Source organism: Dictyoglomus sp. GBS, assembly GCF_055179815.1.
In genome coordinates, this window is the sequence record NZ_CM143687.1 from 1,238,266 (window position 1) to 1,261,371 (window position 23,106).

Below are 23,106 nucleotides of genomic sequence, written 5' to 3' on the forward strand. Positions count from 1 at the left end.
AAATAAGAGTAGTATAATTATAGTTCTGATTTGCACTTTCTTATTAACTCTATTTCTCTTTCCAGTAAATTTTCAACCTTATTCAAAAGATTATTAATATAACCTTCCATCTCCTTTTTAATTTCAGTTGCCTCTTTCTTAGCATTATTTATAATTTTCTCAGCTTCTTTTTGAGCTTCTATGGTAATATTATTGCTACTGACAAGAAGCTTAGCCTTTTCCTTTGCGTTTCTTATAATATCTTCTGCATCCTCATAAGCTCTTTTGAGAATTTTATCCCTTTCTTCTACTATTTTTTTGGCTTCTGAAAATTCGGCAGGTATACTTTTCTCAAGATCACTAATAAGTTCTAAAAGCTTCTCTTTATCAAGAATAACTTTATCCCAGACAGGAACAGTAGGTGAATTTTCTAAGATACTTTTAAGTTTTTCTAAGTTTTCCAATAATTTATCAATATCCATACTTATCTTTTTACATTAAATTTTTCATAAAGTTTTTTAGCCACACATTCTGGAACCAAATCCTCCACACACCCACCAAATTTGGCTATTTCTTTTACCATACTTGAACTTAAAAAAGTATATTTAATATCACTAATTAAAAATACCGTCTCACATTCAGGATAAAGTTTTTTGTTGGTCAATGCTTGTTGAAATTCATATTCAAAATCTGAAACAGCCCTCAACCCTCTTATTATTATCCTCACATCTATTTTTTTAATATAATCCACTAACAAACCTTTAAAAGAGTCTACTTTAACATTAGGAATATGTTGTAGACTTTCTCTCAGCATGCTTAATCTTTCTTCTAAAGTAAAAAGAGGTATCTTAGATATATTTTCAGCCACTAAAACAATAACCTCATCATATATCTTAGCCCCTCTCTGTATTATATCTATATGACCATTGGTAACAGGATCGAAACTTCCTGGATATACTGCTCTAATCATGTATTTACTCCTTTACAACCGTAAAAGGATAATACTGTTTCTCCATAATTTTTATTAAAAATTAATACCAAACTACTATATTCTTTTAAAAGTTCTGTTTTTTTGTGATGTTCTATTATTAACATGCCATCCTTTTTAAGCCATTTATTATCTCCTATGTATTTTACCACATCTTTCATCTTTTCTCCTAATTCGTAAGGTGGATCTGCAAAAATAATATCAAAAGTTTCATGAGGATTTTTTCTAAGAAATGTAAAAACATCATCAAGATGAACTTCTGTCCTATTCTCTAATCCGAATTTTTTTAAATTTTCTCTCATTAATCTTACAGCAGGTAGATGTTTTTCAACAAATACTACTTTTTTCGCCCCATAACTTAAGGCTTCTATTCCCACAATTCCCGATCCAGCAAATAAATCCAAAAAGCTACAATCTTTTATTTTTTCATCTAAAATATTAAAAATAGAACTCCTCACTTGTTCCATTGTAATTCTATAATTCCCCTTTTTAAGAGTCTTTATGGTCTGACCCTTCAAATATCCACCAGAAATTCTTACTTCAGAGGACAATTCCCTTCTCCTTATAAGGAATATTCACTGAAAGATGTTTTTCAAGAATTAGTTTTTCATTATCTTTCACTTCGATTTCATTTTTTATAACAGAAATAGCCTCTTCTCTTGCCATTTCTAAAAGTCTCATATTTTGAGATAAATCTGATATATTCACATTTAAAATTTTCATTGAAGGTGCTCCATGTTGTCTTACTCCAAAAAATTCACCAGGACCCCTAATATTAAGATCCTCACTTGCTATCTTAAAACCATCATTTGTCTCTACCATTACTTTTAATCTTCTTTTGGCCTCTTCAGTATTAGTATTAGCTATTAAAAAACAATAAGACTGCACTGATCCTCTACCAACCCTACCTCGCAATTGGTGGAGTTGGGCAAGACCAAACCTATGAGCATCTTCGATAACCATTATAGAAGCATTTGGTACATCTACACCCACCTCTATCACTGTTGTTGCTACCAACATTTTTATTTCTCCTTTTCTGAATTTTTCCATTATCATATTTCTTTCATCCCTAGGAACTAAACCATGGATAAGTCCCATAGGAATATGAGAGTAATACTTTTGAAGCTCTTCAAATAACTTTTTTGCAGATTCCACCTCTAATTTTTCCGATTCCTCTATCAAAGGACATACAACAAATGCCTGTTTACCCTGCATTATTTCCTTAGCTACAAAATCATAGATCTTTTTTCTATCTCTCTTAGAAACAAGATATGTTATTACAGGTTTCCTACCAGGAGGTAATTCATCAATTACTGAAACGTCAAGCTCTCCGTATAAAACAATAGCTAAAGTTCTCGGAATAGGAGTTGCGGTCATAACTAAAAGATGAGGATTTTCTCCTTTTTTCCAAAGTATAGATCTTTGAGTTACTCCAAATCTATGTTGTTCATCTATAATTACTAATCCCAATTTACTAAATTTAACATCCTCCTCAATTAATGCGTGAGTACCTACAACTACAAATAATCGACCTTCAGCAAGATCGGTATAAATTCTATTTTTTTCCTTTTTAGATACACTACTTGTAAGAAGACCAACTCTAATTTCTAAAGGTTCAAGATATTCCCTCAATCTATTGTAATGTTGCTCTGCCAAAATTTCTGTAGGAACCATAAAAGCAGACTGATATCCGTTTTCATAGGCACATATTATAGAAAGGACTGCTATAATAGTTTTTCCAGAACCCACATCTCCTTGTAACAATCTATGCATTGGTCTTCCAGATGAAAGATCATTTTTAATCTCCTCCCAAACTCTTTTTTGTGCATTTGTAAGTTCAAAGGGTAATTTAGAGATAAATTTCTCAACTAAAGTGTTTTCCGTTTTAAAGATAGGAGCCTTAAGTTGTTCTATCTCTTGCTTTTTCCTAATTAATAATAACTGCATAAAGAAAAGTTCTTCAAAAAGAAGCCTTTTTGTAGCACTTCCCAAGGTAAGAAAGGAAGTTGGAAAATGTTTTTCCCAAACACTTACTGGCTTATCTAAAAGATTATATTTCTGTTTTAAACTTTGAGGTATAGGATCTTCTATAAACATTGTATATTCTGTTAAAGCGTCATAAATTATTTTTCTAATTACTTTTTGAGAAAGTCCAGCAGTTGATGAATATATGGGAACAATTCTTCCCACATGAATCAATTCTTTTTCTTCTTCTTCTTCCAATATCTCATATTCCGGATTTTCAAATTCCCAATGACCCAAAACCCTTTCTGGTATTCCAGATAAAAGAACTTGAGTCCCAGGTGGTAAAACTTGTTTAATATATTTTTGATTATACCAGACAGCAAAAGCTACTCCTGAGTTATCTACCACTCTTGCCTTTACAATAGGGATTTTCTTATATAGTGTTTTTCCTTCCTCATATTCGATTATTTTAACTTTAACAGTAACCTTTTCGTTCTGTTTTAATTCTGAAATCTTTTTTAACTTAGATCTATCATCATAGTCTCTGGGATAATAAGTTATAAGATCATGAAGAGTTTTAATTTCAAGTTTCTCAAACAATTTTGCTTTTTTAGGACCAATACCTTTTATATATTGTATCGATCTATTCCAAAAATCTTCAGATGAGTAGAATACTATAGCTTTATCAATTATTTCATATACTTTATCCACCACTATCTTTCTTTCATCCAAAGGTTTTATATCATAATATTTCACTAAATCTAATACCTTTTGAGTCCAGAAACCATTCCAGATAGGAAATTGATTAATAGCCACACTTACAGTCTTCTCTAAGCCATATTTAATAGCTTTATTTGAATATCCTGAAGAAATTTCTTTTTCAAGGACCGATTTTAGTCCTTTAATAATCTTCACTTTTTCTTGCATTACCAACTATTCAACACCTAAATAATAAAAATAATAGGGTTGACCACCATAAAGGAGTTCAATTGATAATGAAGGATATTGGTTATTTAATTTATTAACTAATTTCTCTGCTTCTTCCTTAGATACATCTTTTCCATAAAAAACAGAAATAACCTCTGAGTCTCCATCAACAAGAAGCGAAAGAAGATCTAAACATACAGTCTCTATATTTTTACCAGCTACTTTTACCTCATCATTCGTTAATCCAATAATATCTCCTTCTTCAATCTTTAATCCATTATAAGATGAATCTTTTACAGCCCTTGTTATTTCTCCAATTTTAATTTTTTCAATACTTTTTTCCATTTTCTCTTTTAGAATTTCCCATGTATCTCTTGGGTTATATTCATAAAGAGCTCTTATTCCTTCTAAAACGTGCTTTGTGAGAATAATTACAACTCTTTCTTTATGTATATTTTCCAGCTGTTTTGCTGCTAATATAACATTTTTATTATTTGGTAAAACAAATACTTTTTTGGCTCTTACTTTTTCTACTGCATTTGAAAGTACTTCTACGCTAGGATTTAAAGTCTGACCTCCATTTACAATAATATCTACTCCTAATCCTTTAAATATTTCATTAATCCCTTCGCCCCAAGAAACTGCAACAAATCCTATCTCTTTTAATGGAGTTATACTATCTCTATTTATCTCTTCTTTTAATCTTTCTTCATGTTGTTCTGCCATATTGTCGATCTTTATTCTCGAAAGCGAACCTAATTCCAAGGCTTTTTCTAAAACAAGACCAGGATGATTAGTATGAATATGAATCTTCAAAAGTCCAGGAGCCTCAGAAGTAACAATACTATCACCTTGACTCTCTAACCATTTCTTGAAACCACTGAAATCTGTATTTTCAGAAGAATTTATTATAAATTCTGTACAATATTGATAAGTAATTACATAACTTTCAAGAACCTCTTTTTCCGGTCTTTCCTTTACTTCTATCTTTTCCTCTTTCTCCTTCATCGGTTTTTCTATGAAAATTTCTATCCCCCTAAGAACCTCATAGAATCCTGTCCATATCCATACAAGTCCCTGTCCTCCAGCATCTACAACTTTTGCTTCCTTCAAAATAGGAAGAAGATTAGGAGTGTTCGCTAAAGATTCTTTAGCTTTATTTAACATTCTTTCCATAATTAATGTAATGTCATTCGTTTCTCTTGAAGCAATTACCCCTTCTTTTACCCCTTCTCTTAATACTGTCAATATAGTTCCTTCTGTTGGTTTTATTACTGCTCTATATGCGACTCTTGTGGCATTTTGCCAACTTTTAATCCATACTTTTGCATCAATATACTCATTTTCTCTCATTACCTCACAGAAGCCTCTTATTATTTGTGAAAGAATAACCCCAGAATTCCCACGAGCTCCCATTAATGAACCTTTTATTGCAGCTTCTGCTATTGTCCTTATAGTTTTATTTTTAACTTTTCTAATTTCATCTAAAGTAGATTGAAGAGTATATAACATATTTGTACCTGTATCACCATCGGGTACTGGAAAAACATTAAGTAAATCTATCTCTTCTCTATGTTTCTTTAATTCGTAAGTTGCGTATTCAAAAAGCTTTATCAAAAGATCTGAATCAATATTTTCTACTCTCATCATATCTCTTCCCAAGGAAATGGCTCCTTTTCTTCTTGAAGTCTTATTCCCCACACATTAACATTTATTTCTTTAACTGATAAACCAGTTACCTTTTCAAGATTCCATTTAACTCTTTCCATAATATTATGGGCAACCTCAGGAATCCTGACACCATATGCTACAATAATATAAAGATTTATTTTTATTCCATTCTCATCAATCTCAACATCGACACCCCTATTAACCTCTTCCAATCTTAATAATTCAGAAATTCCATCTGCTATATTTCTTGCAGCCATACCTACTACACCATAACTTTGTATAGTTGCCATACTTGCAATAGAAGCTATGGCATTTGGTGAAACTTCGATCCACCCTATTTCTGTATAATATTTTTGCTTATTTTTTTCTTTTTTAGATATAAAGTCTTGGATCCAACGCATCTCTCAAACCATCCCCTAATAGATTAAATCCAAAAACTACTATCATTATGACAACACCGGGAGCTATAGGATACCACCAACAACTCCTTAGATATGCAAGTCCCGCTTGTACCATAGAACCCCAGCTCGGAGTTGGAGCTTGTACACCAAGACCCAAAAAAGACAAACCAGCCTCTAACATAATCATTCCACCCATCCCTAAGGTAGCTTCTATTATAAGTGGAGAAAGTGCGTTAGGCAATATGTGTCTAAACAATATTCTCCAAGTAGAAGCACCAATAGCTATAGCACCGGCTATAAAATCCCTCTCCCTTAAACTCAAAACTTGCCCCCTAATTATACGGGAAACACCAGCCCAACCAATTAATGCTACTGCTAAATAAAGATTTTGTATTCCAGGTCCTAAGGTTGATACTACTGCAATAACAAATAATAAAAATGGAAAAGCAAAAAGAATTTCCACTATTCTCATTATAAGATCATCAACCCAACCCCCATAAAAGCCTGCAATAAGTCCTAATACTGTGCCTATAGATATGGATATTAACTGAGCAAAAAATGCAAACTGTAATGATACACGTGTACCATATATAATCCGGCTGAATATATCTCTTCCAAATTCGTCTGTCCCTAAGAGATGTCTCCAGCTTGGAGGTTGAAGAGCTCTTGATAAATCCACTTCATTCCATGGGTATGGAGCAATATAAGGAGCCAAAACAGCTACAATTACAAAAAAAATAACTATTCCAAGCCCTAAAAGAGCTAATTTATTCTTTGCAAGCCTTTTCCAAGCAATTCTCCATAAGCTTCTTGGCTTTCTACTTTGCAACAAATTTTCTGTTTTCATTGTCATAATACTTTTTACCCCCAATAAATATCATTACTCATATCTAATTCTTGGATCTATAAGTGCATAGGAAAGATCAACTACAAGGTTAGCAAGAATGTATATAAAAGCTATGACAATAACACCACCCTGCAAAACTGGTAAATCCCTATCAAAAATTGATTGAACAACTAATCTTCCTATTCCAGGCCAAGCAAAAATTGTCTCTGTTAAAACTGCTCCTGTAAGGAGATCGCCAACCACCATTCCTGCATACGTAACAACAGGAATAAGGGCATTTCTTAATGCATGTTTAAAAATTATCTTTCTTTCAGAAACTCCCTTTGCTCTTGCAGTTAATATATATTCCTGTCTAATTACTTCTAACATGGAAGATCTAGAAAGACGAGCAAAGTAAGCCGCGGGTCTTGTTCCAAGAGTTATTGCAGGAAGAATAACAGCCTTCAATCCATATTCTGTTACATATCCTCCTAAAGGCAACCATCCTAAGTTAAAACCAAATATTAATAGAAGAATTATTCCCACCCAATAAACTGGAGCTGAAACTCCCAAGAGAGCAATAACCATTGCAGAATAATCAAAAATAGAATATTGTTTTACAGCAGAAATAATACCAGCAGTGACTCCTATTAAAATTGCTATAAGAAAGGCAAAAAGAGCAAGAATTGCAGTTGCTTGTAATCTTTCTCCAATAGATACTATAACAGGAATATTTGTTTTAAACGATCGACCAAAATCAAACCTTACAATTCTTCCCAAAAAAAGTAAATATTGAATAGGCAGAGGCTTATCAAGCCCCCATGTGGAACGTATTCTAGCTAATGTCTCAGTATCAGCTCTTTGCCCTGCAATTAATCGTGCTGGATCGCCAGGTGCAATAAAAAACAAAATAAAAGTAATAAGTGTAACTCCTATAAAAACTGGTATTGCTTGTAGAAGTCTTCTTATTATGTATCTTAGCACTTCTTTCCTCCTTTCTTGAAAAAAGAGGAAGAGGAGCAGAACCCTCTTCCTCTTTAAATTCTACTTATTTCTTATCCATCCACACTACCCTATATCTTACTCCAGAAAGACCTGTTAGAGGATCTAAGTATAATCCATGGACCCATGGTTGATATATTACTTGAGATACATAATAATAAATTGGAACAATTGGACAATCCTCTAATATTATTCTTTCTGCCATGTTATAATATTTTACTCTCACACTCCATAAAGTTTCGATTCTTGCCTTGTTGGTATATTCATCAACCTTATAATTTTTATAAAAACTATGGTTACCTTCAGGCCCAAAATTACTTGAATTGAAAAGAACCCATAAGAAATTGTCAGGATCAATATAATCCGCTACCCATCCAAGTCTATATACAGGAAGCTCACCCTTGTCAAGGAGATCTAAATATACTGCCCAATCATAATTTTGTAATTTTGCATTTATTCCTATCTTTTGAAGATCTGCTTGTATTGCTTCCATAATCCTCTTATGTGAAACGCTTGTATTGTAATAAATCGTTATCTCTGGAAGCCCTTTTCCATTAGGGTATCCAGCCTTTGCAAGTAGTTTTTTGGCTTCTTCTACATTATAACTTAGCTTCTCTTTTGCCCAATTATAATTTTCTTTACTAAAACCTGGCATAGATGGAGGAAGAATAGTATAAGCAACTTGTGCTCTTCCTCTTCTTATAACTTTTACTATACCTTCTTTATTAATAGCTCTTGCAATTGCTTGTCTGAGATATTTATTATCAAGGGGTTTCTTTTGTACATTAAATCCTAAATAATATATACCAATTATTGGTTTTTCTAGAATATATGGTTTATACTTGGGATCATTACTTACCCTATCCCATTCTGGATCAGGTATTCCAGTAATATCAAGCTGTCCTTTTTCAAAATTCATGAAGTCAACATTTTCATCTGGAATTATTACCCACTCTATAGCATCCACATATGGACGCCCACGGAAATAATTGGGGTTAGCCTTTAATCTAATCTTCACATCATGCTTCCACTCATCAAACATAAAAGCCCCAGTACCAATTGGTTTTGTAGCAAAATCTTTTCCAAGTTTTTCAACTTCTTCCTTAGGGACAACCCAAAAACATGAATAAGTCAACGTAGAAAGGAAAGGAGCAAAGGGTCTTTTGAGGGTTATTACTAAAGTATATTTATCTTTTGCTACTACATCTTTGATTGGCTCTGCAAAACTTGCTCTTGGGGATGCTGTCTTTGGATCCATCACTCTCTTTATGGAATACACAAAATCTTCAGCAGTTACATTTCTTCCGTTATGGAAATATACGTTGTTGTTTAAATAGAAAGTGTAAACTGTTCCATCTTTTGATATAGTCCATCTTTTTGCAATTGAACCAACAACTTTTCCATTGGGATCATATTCTACTAATCCATCAAAAATTTGCCTTGCCACCTCATCTGAGGCAGTATCAGTTATCATCGCCGGATCAAGAGTTGGTGGATCATTTACTAAACTTCTCTTAAGAACACCACCATATTGTGGTGTTTGGGCTACAGATAAACCTATCATGGAAAAAATTAAAAAAACTAACAAAAAGAACCAAAAAATTTTCCTCATTTTAGAGCACCTCCCATGTATTTATTTAATGGAGAACAAAAATAAGAACAGATGTTACCATAAACAATAGAGCTAAAACTACAGTCGCTTGTTTTAATCCTTTCTCCATCTTACGCTTGGCCTTATAAAAAGTAGTTTCTCCTCCCCCTATAAAGCCAAGTCCTTCTCCAACTTCTGATTGGAAAAGAATTACTACTATCATTCCCAAAGATACTAAAAAGTGAATTATATACAATAATACTTGCATTTTTATTACACCTCTCCTATGATTTTACAATTTCCCAAAAAGATTGAGGTTTTAAGCTTGCTCCTCCAACGAGGGCTCCATCAATTTCAGACTGGCTTAAAAACTCTACTATGTTTTGAGGATTCACGCTCCCCCCATATTGTATTCTAACTTTATTAGCAATATCACTATTATATAGGGTTGATATAATATCCCTTATCAATTTTGCAACCTCATTTGCATCTTCTCCTTTTGCAGAATGACCAGTACCAATTGCCCATACTGGTTCGTAAGCAATAACTATCTTTTCAACATTTTCCATTGGAAGTCCTTCTAATCCTTTAGTTACTTGTTCTCTTATTACGTCTTCAGTTTTACCTTTTTCTCTCTCTTCCCATTTTTCACCAACACAAAATATGGGTGTAAGTCCCCAATTAAAAGCAGTTTTTATTTTCTTATTTATATTTTCATTGGTTTCACAAAAATATTGCCTTCTCTCAGAATGACCTATTATAACATATTCACAATTTAAATCCTTCAACATTACCGGAGATATTTCCCCTGTATATGCACCTTCTTTTTCCCAAAACATATTTTGGGCCCCAAGTTTAAATGGTGTATCCTTAAGTAAGTTTTGGGCAACAAACAATGAAGTAAAAGGTGGACAAATGACTACTTCCTTTTCTTCATAATTTCCTGCTAAATTTTTAAATTCAGCAATAAAACTTTCTGTCTCTGTACAAGTTTTGTACATCTTCCAGTTAGCCGCAATAATCTTTTTTCTCAAGATTGTTCCCTCCTAATTCAATATAATTAAAAATTATATTATTCTTGCCAATTGAAATACTCCTTTTTTAATCCCTATTCTAATCTTACCTAAATTAGCACTTTTATTCGATACTACAACGAGAATGGCAGGTTTCCCTTCTACTGGAACTATGAATACTGCTCCATCTTCAAATATAATAACCATTTCTCTTGTACTTCCTTTTGCGAGTTCTGTCCCTATCATTTCTGATGCCCTTAAACTTCCTGATGCAACAGCCGCAAGCGGTTCCGCATTTGAACCATTTCTACCTACACTTTCGATAACTAAACCATCGTCACTAACCAAAACCGTAACTTGCACACCATCTAATCTTGATATTTCTTCAAGTGTCTCTCTTATAGTTGCCAATTTATCCCCCTCTTTTTAATTATTTATCTTGAAGAACTGCCACCCCCGGCAGAACTTTTCCTTCCAAGAACTCTAAAGAGGCTCCACCCCCAGTAGAGATATGAGTAAATTTATCTTCTAAACCAAAGAGTTGTACGGCAGCTGCAGTATCTCCTCCTCCCACAATACTTACACAATTTTTATTTTCTGTGATAGCTTCAGCTACTTTCTTTGTTCCATTTGCAAAAGCAGGTATTTCAAATATTCCCATAGGACCATTCCATATAATTGTCTTTGCTTTCATTATTTCCTCTCTAAATAGTTCTATAGTTTTTGGTCCTATATCTACTCCAATATCATCTTTATCAAACTTATCCACATCTTTAATAGTAGTAGGAGCATCCTCCTTAATCTCTTTAACAACTACAGCATCTACAGGAAGAATAAATTTTACTCCTTTTTCTTCGGCAAGATTCATCAAATCTTTTGCAAGATCAAGTTTATCTTCTTCAACAATAGATTTACCTATCTCATAACCCAATGCCTTAAGGAAAGTGAACATCATTCCTCCACCAATTAACAAAACATCCACTTTATTCACAAGATTTTGGATTACACCAATTTTATCAGAAACCTTTGCTCCACCCAAAATACAAATAAAAGGTCTATCGGGATTCTCTAGGGCTTTACCCATAATTTCAATCTCTTTTTTCATCAACAAACCAGCTACACCAGGAATATAATTAGCAACACCTGCTGTTGATGCATGTGCTCTATGAGCAGTACCAAAGGCATCATTTACATATAAATCAGCAAGTTTTGCTAATTTCTTGGCAAACTCAGGATCATTTGCTTCCTCTTCTTTATAGAATCTAATATTTTCTAAAAGAACCACATCTCCAGGATTCATATTAGCAACTTCTCTTTCTACCTCTTCTCCAATACAATCATTTAATTTCTTAACAGGTTTTCCGAGTAATTCACTTAATCTTTTAGCAACAGGATCTAATCTTAAGTCATCTTGAAAACCTTTTGGTCTACCGAGGTGAGACACAAGAATAACTTTTGCTCCTTTTTCTATTAAGTATTTAATAGTTGGTAAAGCTTCTCTTATTCTTCTATCATCAGTTATAATTCCATTTTTAATAGGTACATTAAAATCAACCCTTACAAATACACGCTTTCCCTTAAGCTCCTCATCCTTCAAATCTAAAATGGTCTTTTTCGGCATAGAAAATCCTCCTCCCTTTATTAACTTTATATTATAGAATTTTACAATCTTTTGTCAATTTATAAAACTATTTTATTCTATAAAATTTTTAACAAGGAAATTGGAAACTTTATAAGGATCGTGTCTTACTACGTTTGTTTCAGAAATAAAATCACCAGAGATTATCTCCACATTCAAAGCCCTAATATTTTCTATATCAGGATGAACAAAATCAGCTCCACTTTCTTGATATTTTTTAAGTATATCATCCTTTGGCTTTTTATTATTTAAAATTATATAATGAAAAATATTAAAACCAATATGCTCAATGATAGCTTTTAAATGATCAGAAGCCTTATATCCTGTTGTCTCTCCTGGCTGAGTCATGACATTACAAATATAAATAATTTTAGCTTTATCATTTAAGTAAATATTTTTCAAGGTTTCTCTGATTTCATCAAGAATAAGATTTGGAATTATACTTGTATATAAACTTCCAGGACCAACAATTATAATATCTGATTTTTTTAATGCATAAATAGCTTCAGGGGTTGCACATATCTTTTCCCCATCTTTTACTGGTATCAATTCAATCTTCTTAATTCTGCTTTTTTTATAATTTGAAATAGCCGTCTCTCCAATAATTTGAGTGTTATCCTCAAAAATTGCTTTCAACCTTACACGATTTAATGTGGATGGCAATACCTTACCTCTTATGGCCAATACTTTGCTTGTTTCTTTTATACCTAATAAGAAATCACCTAAGATATCTGACATAGCAACTAAAAATAAGTTCCCAAAAGAATGCTCTTTTAATCCTCCTTCTTTAAATCTATATTGAAATAGCTTTGCCATCAACGATTCTTCATCTGCCAAAGCAACAAGACAATTACGTATATCTCCAGGAGGTAAAACACCTAGTTCTTCACTAAGTCTTCCTGAACTTCCACCATCATCACTAACAGTTACAATAGCACTTATATTAAGAGGATAATATTTTAACCCTCTTAATATATTAGATAAACCTGTTCCCCCACCAATAGCTGTTACATTTCTTATTTTATTCATATTTTTATATCTTTATCTATATCTCTATGGAAAATTTTCACATTATACCTATCTGATAAATAATTCCCTATTTCATTTGCTATAACTACTGCCCTATGTCTTCCACCTGTACACCCTATTGCAATATTAAGATTTGTTCTTCCTTCCTCTTGATAAAGGGGAATTAAAAAATCTAAAAGTCTTTTTAAGTAATCTAAAAATTCTTTTGCTTCTTTAGTTTCTAATACATAATTTCTTATTTTTTCATTTTCACCAGATAAAGGTCTTAACTCTAAAATATAGAATGGATTGGGTAAAAACCTCACATCAAAAACAAGATGTGCATCAATAGGTACCCCATATTTAAAACCAAAGGAAGTAATTCCTACCATGAATCTTAATTTAACATTGGAAATATCTTCGGATACAATTTCAAGTATCTTATCTTTAAGATTTTTAGTACTCATATTAGAAGTATCAATTATATGGGTTGCCATTTCTTTTATCTCTGATAATTTCTGTCTTTCCAGTTTTATACTTTCGAAAATTCCTATACCCTCTTTATCTAATGGATGTCTACGTCGGGTTTCATTATATCTTCTTACTATAACCTCATCCTCAGCTTCTAAAAATAAAATTTTATAGTAAACATTTAATTTTTTAATATTATCTACCATTTCTCTAAAATCTTCTAAGAAATTTTCACTTCTTATATCTATAACTAAAGCAATTCTTGATATTTTGCCATCAGTAGAAAAACAAAGTTCTATAAGAGTAGGAACAAGCTTGGGAGGTATATTATCCACACAGAAAAATCCTAAATCTTCTAATATACGTAATGTTTGCGACTTTCCTCCCCCTGAAAGTCCTGTAATAATGTAAAGACTAAAGTTATCTGTTTTTGCTTTCATATTGTTAAAACCTTCCCTGATTTTATATAATACATAATACCATATGTTTTAAGGAGGTACAAAGAGGAAAAATGACTAAAAAATACATAGAAGAAGTCGCAATAAAAAAAGGAAAAAGATGGAAAAAAAATCTTTTATATATATTAATTGCTATTATTAGTTTAATTTTACTATTGGGCTTATCCTTAGCAATATATGTTTTTTTAGTGATAAGAGAAGTACCACCTATTGATAAATGGATGGAAATAAAACCAAGTCAAACAACTATAATATACTCTTCTGATAATAAAACACTTGGAAAAATATATAAGGAAAATAGAATTTACGTACCTCTATATAAAATTTCTCCCTATTTGCAACAAGCTGTAGTAGCCTCTGAAGATAAAGAATTTTATAATCACAGTGGTGTGAGCTTAAGGGGACTTATAAGAGCAGCTCTTATTGATCTATTACATTTAGAGAAAAAACAAGGGGGAAGCACTATAACTCAACAATTAGCAGAATTATTATTTTTAAATCCAGAAAGAACAATAAAGAAAAAGATAAAGAAAATATATATAGCTTTACAACTTGAAAGATATTTTACAAAACAACAAATATTAGAAATGTATTTAAACCTTATTTATTGGGGTCATGGAGTTTACGGAGCAGAAACTGCAGCTCAATTTTATTTTGGAAAAAGCGCTATAGACTTAAATATACCTGAATCAGCACTTCTTGCTGGTATTATTCCTGCACCTGAAATTAATTCTCCCTATAGAAATCCTGATTTAGCTCTAAAGCTAAGAAACATTGTTATAGAGAAAATGTACAATCTTGGGTATATATCAGAAGAAGACTATAAAAAAGCTATAAAAGCACCTCTTGGCATTGTGAAAAGAAATAATCCAAGCTCTGGTTATATAGCTCCTTATTTTTTTGATTTTGTATTAAAAGACCTCATTAAAAGATTTGGAAAAGATATGGTATATGAAGGCGGACTTAAAGTCTACACAACTATAGACACAAAAATTCAAGATATGGCTGAAAAAGCACTTTTAAAAATTATAAATGAATATGGGAAAAAATATAACGTAACCCAGGGAGCTTTGTTTTGCTTAGATCCCAATACTGGATACATCAAAGCATGGGTGGGTGGTTTAGATTATAGTAAAAGTCAATTTGATAGAGTCTATATGGCTGTAAGACAACCTGGGTCAGCATTTAAACCATTCGTATACTTGACTGCTCTTCAAAAAGGTTTTAGACCATGGGATTTGATTGAAGAAAAAGAATTAACCTATACTTTTAATAAAAAGGAATGGAAACCCAAAAACTATGATGGGAAAATACATGGTACCGTTACACTTCAAGAAGCATTAGAAAATTCATATAATATAGCAACCATACTCCTATTAGAGGAAATAGGCGTAGGTGACGTAATTAAAAATGCAAGAAAACTTGGAATAGAGAGTCCTTTAGAACCAAGTTTAGCACTTGCTCTTGGTACTTCAGGTGTAACCTTATACGAAATGGTAAGAGCTTATTCTAGTTTTGCAAACGGAGGAAACAGAATTACTCCTATAGCGATCTTGAGAGTAGAAGACAATAATGGAAATATAATATATAATGCAATTCCTGAAACCACACCTGTTATTGAAAGAGATGTAATATCAACACTTGTCAAAATGATGAAACAAGTAATAACAAAAGGTACAGGAAAAAGAGCAAATATTGGCAGACCTGCAGCAGGAAAGACAGGAACAACAGATGATTATAGAGATGCTTGGTTTATAGGTTTTACTCCAGATCTTTGCACTGGGGTCTGGATGGGTAACGATGATTACACCCCTACAAATAAAGTACCTGGCGGGCTACTCCCAGCTATGTCATGGAAAGAATTTATGAGTAATGCTCTTAAAGATATTCCTCCAAGAGATTTTGATTTCTTAATAGAATATTCTGTACCTGTTACAGAAACCTCTAATCAAACAAATACTCCATAAAAACCAACTTAAGCTCTATGCCTTCTAATTAATTCCTCAATGATATCCTTTAACCCTATATTCTCTTCTACAAGTACTAATAAAAGGTGAAATAAAAGATCAGAACTTTCATAGATAAAATCATTTCTATTGTTCTTCATCCCTGCTATTATAGTCTCAACTGTCTCTTCTCCTAACTTCTGAAGAATTCTGTCTTTCCCTTCTTTAAACAGTTTTGCAGAATAAGACTCTCCTGGAAGTTTTTCCTTTCGATCTCTCAAAAATTTCTCAAGATAAAAGAGAAAACTATCTCCTGAATTTTTTGCTCTGTAAAAACAGGAAAAATTACCTGTATGACAAGCTACTCCTATTTGCTCTACTAATAAAAGAATAGTATCCTTATCACAATCAACTGCTATATCTATAACCTTCTGAAAATGTCCTGAGGTTTCCCCTTTATGCCAAAGGGCATTTCTACTTCTACTAAAATACCATGCTTCGCCTGTCTCAATTGTTCTCTTTAGTGCTTCTTCATTCATGTATGCTAACATCAAAACTTTCCCTGTTTTATAATCTTGTACAATAACTGGTATTAATCCTTTCTCATCATATTTTAAATCTTTAATAAGATCATCTATATTCATAATCTTATCCATATACCCCTTTCTTTTAAGTATTCTTTTACTTCCCTAATACTATATGTTCCAAAATGAAAAATAGAAGCAGCAAGTACTGCATCAACTCCAATATAAAGGGCTTTATATAAATCCTCCAAATTACCTGCACCACCTGAAGCAATAAGAGGAAGATTACAGTAATTTAAAGCCAACTCTAAAAGTTCAAAATCATATCCAGCCTGATGCCCATCTGCATCAATACTTGTTAAAAGAATTTCACCAGCCCCTCTTTTTTCTACTTCCTGTATCCAATCCTTAAAATTTATACCTGTCGGCTCTTTACCCCCTTTAACATAAACTTCCCACTCTCTATTATTTCTTCTCTTTACATCTATAGCTACAACCAAACATTGACTTCCAAATTCTTCTACTATTTTATTTATAAGATCAGGATTTTTGACAGCAGAAGTATTAATAGAAACTTTGTCAGCTCCAGCCTTAAGAAGATTTCTTACGTCTTCTATATCTCTTATACCTCCTCCTACTGTCAAAGGAACAAAAAGTTCTTCTGCTACTTCTGAAACTACCTCAATAAAAGTTTTCCTGTTTTCCTCACTGGCTGTTATATCTAATAAAACCAACTCATCCGCACCTTCTCTCTCGTACCGATGAGCAAATTCCTTAGCATCTCCTACAACTCTAATATTTCTAAAACTTGTTCCTTTAACGACCTGTTTTCCAATAGTATCTAAACACGGAATTATTCTCTTAGCCAGCATTTATAATTTGATTAACCTCCTCCCAATCTAACCTTCCTTCAAGAAGAGCTCTTCCCACAATTATGCCTTTTATTCTCCCTGTTACCTTTGCTAATTCCTTGATCTTTATGACATCTTCTATAGAGGAGATCCCTCCTGCAACCCAAATATCCCAATTGTTTAAATTCAAAAAGTTATTAATATGAGATATGTTTATACCTTTCAATGTACCGTCACGCGATATATCAGTAAAGATAACTTCTTTAATATTTAACGTTTCAAATTTTTCTTTAATATCATCCCATTCAATAAAATTTTTCCACCCTTTTATTCCAATCTTTCCTTCTTTCCAATCTAAACTTGGTATAATTTTCTCTGGAAATTCATCGAATATCCTTTTAAGTAAATTTATGTCCTCCACTAAAATACTACTCACAATAACTCTCCAAACACCCCAATCTAATGCGTTTTTTATTTTTTCATAACTTCTAAATCCCCCTCCTACCTCAACAGGAATATCTATTTCCTCTATTATTCTCTTTATAATTTCCTTATTCTCATCATTGTTATCTATGGCAGATTGTAAATCTATAACATGTAGAGCCTTTGCTCCTTTTAAATACCAATATTTTGCAAGTTCAATAGGATTATCAAACTCTAAAACAATCTTTTCCTTTTTACCCATTTCCATCCTAACAGCTTTCATTCCGAAAATATCAATAGCAGGAATGACAATCATTTTTTACACTCCTTAATAAAATTTTCTAATAGCTTTATTCCATAACTACTACTTTTTTCAGGATGAAATTGGACTCCAAAAATATTTTCTTTTTCTATGTAGGATGGAAATTTTATTGAATATTCTGTTAAACCAATTACAATATCTTCCTTAGGATTAACATAATAAGAATGAACAAAATAGAAGAATGAGTTATTTGGAATTCCATTTAGAAGTCTACCATGCTTTTCAAATTCTACATTATTCCATCCAAGATGAGGAATTTTTTTGGCAGGTAATTTTTTCACTTTTCCCTTGAAAACACCTAATCCTTTTTCCAATTTAGATTCTTCACTTTCTTCAAATAAAATCTGAAGTCCTAAACAGATACCTAAAAAATATTTATTTTTAAGAATCTCTTTTAATGCTTCATCTCTCGAATCTTTTTTTAGCTCCGATATAGCTTGAGCAAAATTTCCTTGGCCTGGAAATACAACTGCATCTCCTCTAAACCAATCTTCAGGATCTTTACTTACTATGGTCTCTACTCCTATATATTTTAAAGCCTTCAAAATACTAAAAAGATTACCACTCAAATAGTCTATAATTACAACTTTCATAATATCCTTCCCTTTGTAGATCTTAGACTATCTATAATTTGACTTGCATCTTTAATAGCAAGACCTAAACCCTTAAAAATTGCCTCTTCAATATGATGTGTATTTTCCCCTGAAAGAATCCAAATATGCAGTGTAATACCTGCCTTATTTACAAAAGCTCTTAGAAACTCTTTTACAAGTCCACCTTTTAGAAGTTCTCCATCATCCCTAAAAGAAAAATAAGGCCTTCCACTAATATCTATTACTACCATCACAAGAGCATCATCCATAGGAATAATTCTCTGTGAAAATCTATTAAAATTGGAATCTTTTATTGCAGTAATAAAAGCCTCCCCTAAAACTATTCCTGTATCTTCTATTAAGTGATGAGGATCTACCTCTATATCTCCTTTGGCTATAATATTTACATCCCATTGCGCATAAAAAGAAAGGGCAGTTAAAAGATGTTTAAAATAAGGAATAGGATATTCTCCATCAAAGTTTCCTGTTCCATCTAGATTTATATCTATCTTTATATATGTTTCCTTTGTCTCTCTTTCAATGCTGGCTTTTCTCATGAAAGCACCTCACTTAATATTTTTAAGAAAAGATCATTCTCTTTTCTATCTCCTATTGATACCCTTAAACAATTTTCTAAAAGGGGTTCTTTACTAAAATCCCTTAAAGAGATACCATTTTCTTGACATCGTTTCAAGATTTCATCCTTCTTATCAGATCTAAAGAGTATAAAATTGGTAAGAGAAGGATATACAATTATTCCCTCCATAGTTTTCATCTCTTTATAAACTCTTTCCTTTTCCTTTTTAATTATATCAATCTTATCTTTTAAATAGTCCCAATAAGAAAGAAGAATTTCCCCTGCAATCTGAGAAAAAATGTTTAAATTATATGGCAGTCTAAAATTATCCAAATATTCTATTACCCTTGAGTTAGCGATAAGGTATCCTAATCTTATTCCTGCAGAAGAAAAGGCTTTAGAAAAAGTTCTTAAAATTAAAAGATTTGGTAATTGATTAATATAAGGAAGAAAAGTTAAACCAGAGAATTCAAAATAAGCTTCATCTATCAATACAAAACCAGAGAAATCAGAGATTTTTTCTAAATCCTTTTCTTTTATAAGAAAATTACCAGTAGGATTGTTGGGATTTGTCAAAATTAAAAGCTTTGGACTATTCTTAAAGGTTTCTCTTAGCTTTTCAAAATCTAATGAAAAATCTTTTTCATTAAGATATGTTTTTATAATCCTAACATTTTTTTGCTGAAGCAATTTTTCATATAAAGGAAAAGTAGGAATAGGAAGAACAACTTTATCTCCTTCTATCAACAGCCCATTAAAAATGATTTGTATAACCTCTCCTGAGCCTGTACCTAAAAGTAAATTCTCAGGACTTACCCCTAAAAAATCTGAAAGCTTATTTTTAAGGTTTTTAGCACTACCATCTGGATATCTATTCCATGGGGTTTCAGCTAACTTTTTTAAAATTTCTTCCTTAATGTATAATGGTATATCATAAGGATTTTCATTTCTTGAGAGTTTTATAGGAAGATCAGGAATATTTACCTTATAACCCTTATAATCACTTTTAATAATATCTTTCCAACCCAATTACCTAATCTCCTTTCTTAAAGTAGTTTTTTAGACTCTTTTCATGCATATCAAAACCCTCTTCTCTTGCCATTATACTTCCAAAATATGATAATCTTTCTTTATCTTCATCAGTTAATTTTACAAAACTTATTCTTTTTAAAAACATATTAACATTTAAACCTGAAGAAAATCTTGCAGAACCACCAGTAGGAAGAATATGATTTGGCCCTGCAATAAAATCCCCAAAAATAGAAGACTGATTTATAAAAATAACCCCTGCATTCTTTATGTAAGGTAAAAATCTTTCTCCATTAGGATCCACAACCTCTAAATGTTCTGGAGCTATAGTATTTATAATCTCTATGGCTTTTTCTTCCCTTTCTTCCACTATAATATAAGCATTTTTAATGGATTTTTCTAAGATATCTCTTCTTGATGACTTATTTATTTCTTCTTCTATTTTCTCAACTACAAGATTAAGTCTTTTTTCGTCTAATATTAACCAGCCACGATCAAAAGGTGAATGTTCTAACTGGGCTAAAAAATCACACACCACTATATTTATATCTATATCTTCTGATTTCAACCATACACAAACCTCACTGGGACCAAATATACCATCTATTCCCACATCTCCAAAAACCTTCTTTTTAGCAATAGCCACATATAAATTTCCAGGTCCAATAATCATATCTACTTTAGGAACAGAGTAAGTACCATAAGAAAAAGCAGCTATGGCATGAGCTCCACCTAATAGATACAACTCCTTTATACCAAGTTTATTAAGAGTATAAAGAAGATTTTTATCATCTTTTTTGCTTGGAGGAGTAGTTATATAAATATCTTTTACTCCAGCTATTTTAGCAGGGATAGTACCCATAACAACAGTAGACGGATAGGATGCTCTACCTCCTGGAACATATAATAAAACCTTCTCCATTGGTACTAATAGTTGCCCTAATAAGCTTCCATTTTCAGTATAAAACCAAGAATTTTTATATTCATGGCTATAAAAATTCTGAACCCTTTTTATCATTATATCTATAGCTTCTGCAAAATCTGATGAAACCTCAACCTTATCAGGTACAGAGATTTTTAATCCATTTTTCTTTATATCAAAATTATCAAATCTTAATGAAAACTCATATAAAGCTTCATCCCCCTTTTCTTTAACTAATCTTATTATTTCTTCCACATCTTTTTCAATTTTATCGATCTCTTTTTCCTTATCTTCTGCTAAAAGAAAAGGATTAAATTCATAACCTTTAATTATTTTCATAAATGTTCTCCACCTCTTTCAGAATATCTGATATCTCCTTTCTTTTCCATACATAACTGGATATATTAGCTATTAAACATGCAGAAGATTCAAAAAGAATTTCTTTAACAACAAGCCCATTTTCTTTTAATGTTCGACCTGTTTCTACTAAATCCACAATATAATCTGATATATTTAAAATAGGACCCAATTCAACAGATCCGTTAAGTTTTATTATTTTTATTCTATTCCAACGATTATTGAGATATCTCCTTGTAATATTTACATACTTAGACGCAATTTTCACTTCTTCCAAATTCTTATCTTCAGGAAAGCCTGCAAGTACCATTTTACAATATCCAAAAGGAAGTTTAATCAATGAGACCACTTTCCTTTCTTGTTCTATTATTATGTCCCTACCTATAATTCCCAAATCAGCAACTCTCTCCTCCACATATAATGGGAGATCCCATGGTTTAGCCAAAAAGATTTCAAACCTTTCTCCTTTGAACTTCAATTTCCTGTTTGAAACATCATCCTCTAATGATGGATCTAAAATCTTTAAGAAATTTAATGCTTGTTCTAACATTCTCCCCGTAGGAAGAGCTATTCTTATTAAAGGTTCTCTATTAATATGATCTCACCATCCTTTTCTAATTCTTTTATATTTAAACCTTCTAATTCCTTAGGTACAAAAACAGCAATATTACCCTTCCTTCTTTCTTCCTCAATCAATTTCTGAATTTTATGAAAATCCTTTTCAGAACAAACATAATATTTTTTATTAATTTTCTGGTTATGATCATTTATATTTTTTAACAAATCTTCTTCTACAAAAGCAAAACCTGTACCAAAAATTTTTTCCCCATTTTTATTCGTGGCCACATAACTTCCTCCCCCTCCTAAGGCTTGCTTCATATCCTCCAAATAAACCTCAAATATTAGTCCGTTATAGTATTCAAAAGGTCTAATAAAAGCTGGATTTATTAATATAGATTCCGATGAATATCCTAAGTTTATCAACTCTCTTTTAAAAGAGTTTAATGACTTAAGTTCATCATTTAAATCTTTATCATAAAAGGAATAACTATCTTCAAAAAATAGGAGTTTTTTAATATCATTTAAAACATTTGTTGATAAAGAAAGTTTCTCTAAATATTCCATTAGAGATACATAATCTTTTATTAGTAAAAGATTTTTTAAACTCTTAATCTCCTCTTCTTTAATATATTTTCTTAAAAAATTCCAAATGTTTGTGTTACTTATTTCAATAATATAATTTTCTATGCCTATTTTTTTAAATATATTTTTAATGGTTAATAATATCTCTAAATCTCTCCAAAGAGAAGGTGAATATATAAGTTCCCAACCGATTTGAAATTTTTCTTCTATACTATATCCGTTAAGGCTAAAGACAGGTCCCATATAAAAAAGTCTAATAGGGAAGTTTTCCCTTTTTATATTTCTTAATATTTCAGAGGTCATTTCTGGACGAAGAGATAACAATTTACCATTTTTTTCAAAAAATAATAGGTTTTCATTTCCCCATAAATTTTCTGAAACTATAGGGATTCTAATCTCTGTATACCCCCAAAGTTCTAACTCTTTTCTAATTATATTTTCTATGTTTATACTCTTCATTTATTTATCACTTTAAATTAT

The 23,106-nt window shown here is 31.7% G+C and carries 25 protein-coding genes; 1 reads left to right on the plus strand and 24 read right to left on the minus strand.

Annotated features, from left to right (window positions below; all coding sequences use genetic code 11):
• Positions 1 to 17: 17 nt before the first annotated feature.
• From ACY3IT_RS06125 to rapZ, 15 genes are all read right to left on the minus strand, one after another.
• Positions 18 to 461 (minus strand): ATPase, encoded by a 444-nt coding sequence (locus tag ACY3IT_RS06125; protein WP_463082084.1) that lies wholly within the window; start codon positions 459 to 461, stop codon positions 18 to 20.
• A 2-nt stretch (positions 462 to 463) separates the two neighbouring features.
• Entirely contained in the window at positions 464 to 949 is a 486-nt protein-coding gene (gene coaD / locus ACY3IT_RS06130) for a pantetheine-phosphate adenylyltransferase (RefSeq protein ID WP_463082085.1), read from the minus strand.
• On the minus strand, positions 946 to 1,518 hold the full coding sequence (rsmD, locus tag ACY3IT_RS06135; RefSeq protein ID WP_463082086.1) for a 16S rRNA (guanine(966)-N(2))-methyltransferase RsmD: 573 nt from the start codon (positions 1,516 to 1,518) through the stop codon (positions 946 to 948). The genes coaD and rsmD overlap by 4 nt, the downstream gene beginning before the upstream one ends.
• Positions 1,508 to 3,859: an ATP-dependent DNA helicase RecG gene (gene recG, locus ACY3IT_RS06140; protein WP_463082087.1), complete on the minus strand. Its 2,352-nt coding sequence runs from the start codon at positions 3,857 to 3,859 to the stop codon at positions 1,508 to 1,510. The genes rsmD and recG overlap by 11 nt, the downstream gene beginning before the upstream one ends.
• 6 nt (positions 3,860 to 3,865) lie before the next feature.
• A complete protein-coding gene (locus ACY3IT_RS06145) occupies positions 3,866 to 5,509 on the minus strand; it encodes a DAK2 domain-containing protein (RefSeq protein WP_463082088.1) in 1,644 nt (547 codons plus the stop codon).
• Entirely contained in the window at positions 5,506 to 5,931 is a 426-nt protein-coding gene (locus tag ACY3IT_RS06150) for an Asp23/Gls24 family envelope stress response protein (protein WP_463082089.1), read from the minus strand. The genes ACY3IT_RS06145 and ACY3IT_RS06150 overlap by 4 nt, the downstream gene beginning before the upstream one ends.
• Positions 5,903 to 6,784 (minus strand): ABC transporter permease, encoded by an 882-nt coding sequence (locus tag ACY3IT_RS06155; protein WP_463082090.1) that lies wholly within the window; start codon positions 6,782 to 6,784, stop codon positions 5,903 to 5,905. Before ACY3IT_RS06155 ends, ACY3IT_RS06150 begins: the two co-directional genes overlap by 29 nt.
• Positions 6,785 to 6,811: 27 nt before the next feature.
• Positions 6,812 to 7,741 carry an ABC transporter permease gene (locus ACY3IT_RS06160; protein WP_463082091.1) on the minus strand — a complete coding sequence of 310 codons (930 nt, stop codon included), beginning with the start codon at positions 7,739 to 7,741 and terminating at the stop codon, positions 6,812 to 6,814.
• A 64-nt stretch (positions 7,742 to 7,805) separates the two neighbouring features.
• A complete protein-coding gene (locus ACY3IT_RS06165; protein ID WP_463082092.1) occupies positions 7,806 to 9,371 on the minus strand; it encodes an ABC transporter substrate-binding protein in 1,566 nt (521 codons plus the stop codon).
• Between the two features lie 25 nt (positions 9,372 to 9,396).
• The gene (gene secG, locus ACY3IT_RS06170) at positions 9,397 to 9,618 is read right to left on the minus strand and encodes a preprotein translocase subunit SecG (protein WP_463082093.1); all 222 of its coding nucleotides are present in this window, start codon (positions 9,616 to 9,618) and stop codon (positions 9,397 to 9,399) included.
• Between the two features lie 16 nt (positions 9,619 to 9,634).
• Positions 9,635 to 10,384, minus strand: coding sequence for a triose-phosphate isomerase (tpiA, locus tag ACY3IT_RS06175; RefSeq protein WP_463082094.1), 750 nt, complete (start codon positions 10,382 to 10,384; stop codon positions 9,635 to 9,637).
• A 33-nt stretch (positions 10,385 to 10,417) separates the two neighbouring features.
• A complete protein-coding gene (locus ACY3IT_RS06180) occupies positions 10,418 to 10,774 on the minus strand; it encodes a roadblock/LC7 domain-containing protein (protein WP_463082095.1) in 357 nt (118 codons plus the stop codon).
• Positions 10,775 to 10,793: 19 nt separating this feature from the next.
• Positions 10,794 to 11,984: a phosphoglycerate kinase gene (locus ACY3IT_RS06185; RefSeq protein WP_463082096.1), complete on the minus strand. Its 1,191-nt coding sequence runs from the start codon at positions 11,982 to 11,984 to the stop codon at positions 10,794 to 10,796.
• Positions 11,985 to 12,056: 72 nt separating this feature from the next.
• Positions 12,057 to 13,031: a gluconeogenesis factor YvcK family protein gene (locus tag ACY3IT_RS06190; RefSeq protein WP_463082097.1), complete on the minus strand. Its 975-nt coding sequence runs from the start codon at positions 13,029 to 13,031 to the stop codon at positions 12,057 to 12,059.
• Complete coding sequence (rapZ, locus tag ACY3IT_RS06195; protein WP_463082098.1) at positions 13,028 to 13,921, minus strand: RNase adapter RapZ; 894 nt, start codon at positions 13,919 to 13,921, stop codon at positions 13,028 to 13,030. Before rapZ ends, ACY3IT_RS06190 begins: the two co-directional genes overlap by 4 nt.
• A gap of 71 nt (positions 13,922 to 13,992) precedes the next feature.
• Here rapZ and ACY3IT_RS06200 point away from each other — a divergent pair, with 71 nt between their 5' ends.
• Positions 13,993 to 15,906 (plus strand): transglycosylase domain-containing protein, encoded by a 1,914-nt coding sequence (locus tag ACY3IT_RS06200; protein WP_463082099.1) that lies wholly within the window; start codon positions 13,993 to 13,995, stop codon positions 15,904 to 15,906.
• 8 nt (positions 15,907 to 15,914) lie between these two features.
• On the opposite strand, the gene hisIE is transcribed toward ACY3IT_RS06200, so the two are convergent.
• Genes hisIE through ACY3IT_RS06245 form a run of 9 tightly spaced genes read right to left on the minus strand, consistent with a single transcriptional unit; the run spans position 15,915 to position 23,085 of the window.
• Positions 15,915 to 16,541, minus strand: coding sequence for a bifunctional phosphoribosyl-AMP cyclohydrolase/phosphoribosyl-ATP diphosphatase HisIE (hisIE, locus tag ACY3IT_RS06205; RefSeq protein ID WP_463082100.1), 627 nt, complete (start codon positions 16,539 to 16,541; stop codon positions 15,915 to 15,917).
• The gene (gene hisF / locus ACY3IT_RS06210; protein WP_463082101.1) at positions 16,526 to 17,281 is read right to left on the minus strand and encodes an imidazole glycerol phosphate synthase subunit HisF; all 756 of its coding nucleotides are present in this window, start codon (positions 17,279 to 17,281) and stop codon (positions 16,526 to 16,528) included. Before hisF ends, hisIE begins: the two co-directional genes overlap by 16 nt.
• On the minus strand, positions 17,271 to 17,999 hold the full coding sequence (locus ACY3IT_RS06215) for a 1-(5-phosphoribosyl)-5-[(5-phosphoribosylamino)methylideneamino] imidazole-4-carboxamide isomerase (protein WP_463082102.1): 729 nt from the start codon (positions 17,997 to 17,999) through the stop codon (positions 17,271 to 17,273). Before ACY3IT_RS06215 ends, hisF begins: the two co-directional genes overlap by 11 nt.
• Positions 17,996 to 18,598: an imidazole glycerol phosphate synthase subunit HisH gene (gene hisH, locus ACY3IT_RS06220; protein ID WP_463082103.1), complete on the minus strand. Its 603-nt coding sequence runs from the start codon at positions 18,596 to 18,598 to the stop codon at positions 17,996 to 17,998. The genes ACY3IT_RS06215 and hisH overlap by 4 nt, the downstream gene beginning before the upstream one ends.
• The gene (gene hisB / locus ACY3IT_RS06225) at positions 18,595 to 19,155 is read right to left on the minus strand and encodes an imidazoleglycerol-phosphate dehydratase HisB (protein ID WP_463082104.1); all 561 of its coding nucleotides are present in this window, start codon (positions 19,153 to 19,155) and stop codon (positions 18,595 to 18,597) included. Before hisB ends, hisH begins: the two co-directional genes overlap by 4 nt.
• Complete coding sequence (gene hisC, locus ACY3IT_RS06230; RefSeq protein WP_463082105.1) at positions 19,152 to 20,204, minus strand: histidinol-phosphate transaminase; 1,053 nt, start codon at positions 20,202 to 20,204, stop codon at positions 19,152 to 19,154. Before hisC ends, hisB begins: the two co-directional genes overlap by 4 nt.
• 4 nt (positions 20,205 to 20,208) lie before the next feature.
• Entirely contained in the window at positions 20,209 to 21,465 is a 1,257-nt protein-coding gene (hisD, locus tag ACY3IT_RS06235) for a histidinol dehydrogenase (RefSeq protein WP_463082106.1), read from the minus strand.
• Positions 21,452 to 22,078, minus strand: coding sequence for an ATP phosphoribosyltransferase (hisG, locus tag ACY3IT_RS06240; protein WP_463083634.1), 627 nt, complete (start codon positions 22,076 to 22,078; stop codon positions 21,452 to 21,454). Before hisG ends, hisD begins: the two co-directional genes overlap by 14 nt.
• Positions 22,060 to 23,085, minus strand: a complete 1,026-nt coding sequence (locus tag ACY3IT_RS06245; protein ID WP_463082107.1) for an ATP phosphoribosyltransferase regulatory subunit — start codon at positions 23,083 to 23,085, stop codon at positions 22,060 to 22,062. Before ACY3IT_RS06245 ends, hisG begins: the two co-directional genes overlap by 19 nt.
• Positions 23,086 to 23,106 lie beyond the last annotated feature (21 nt).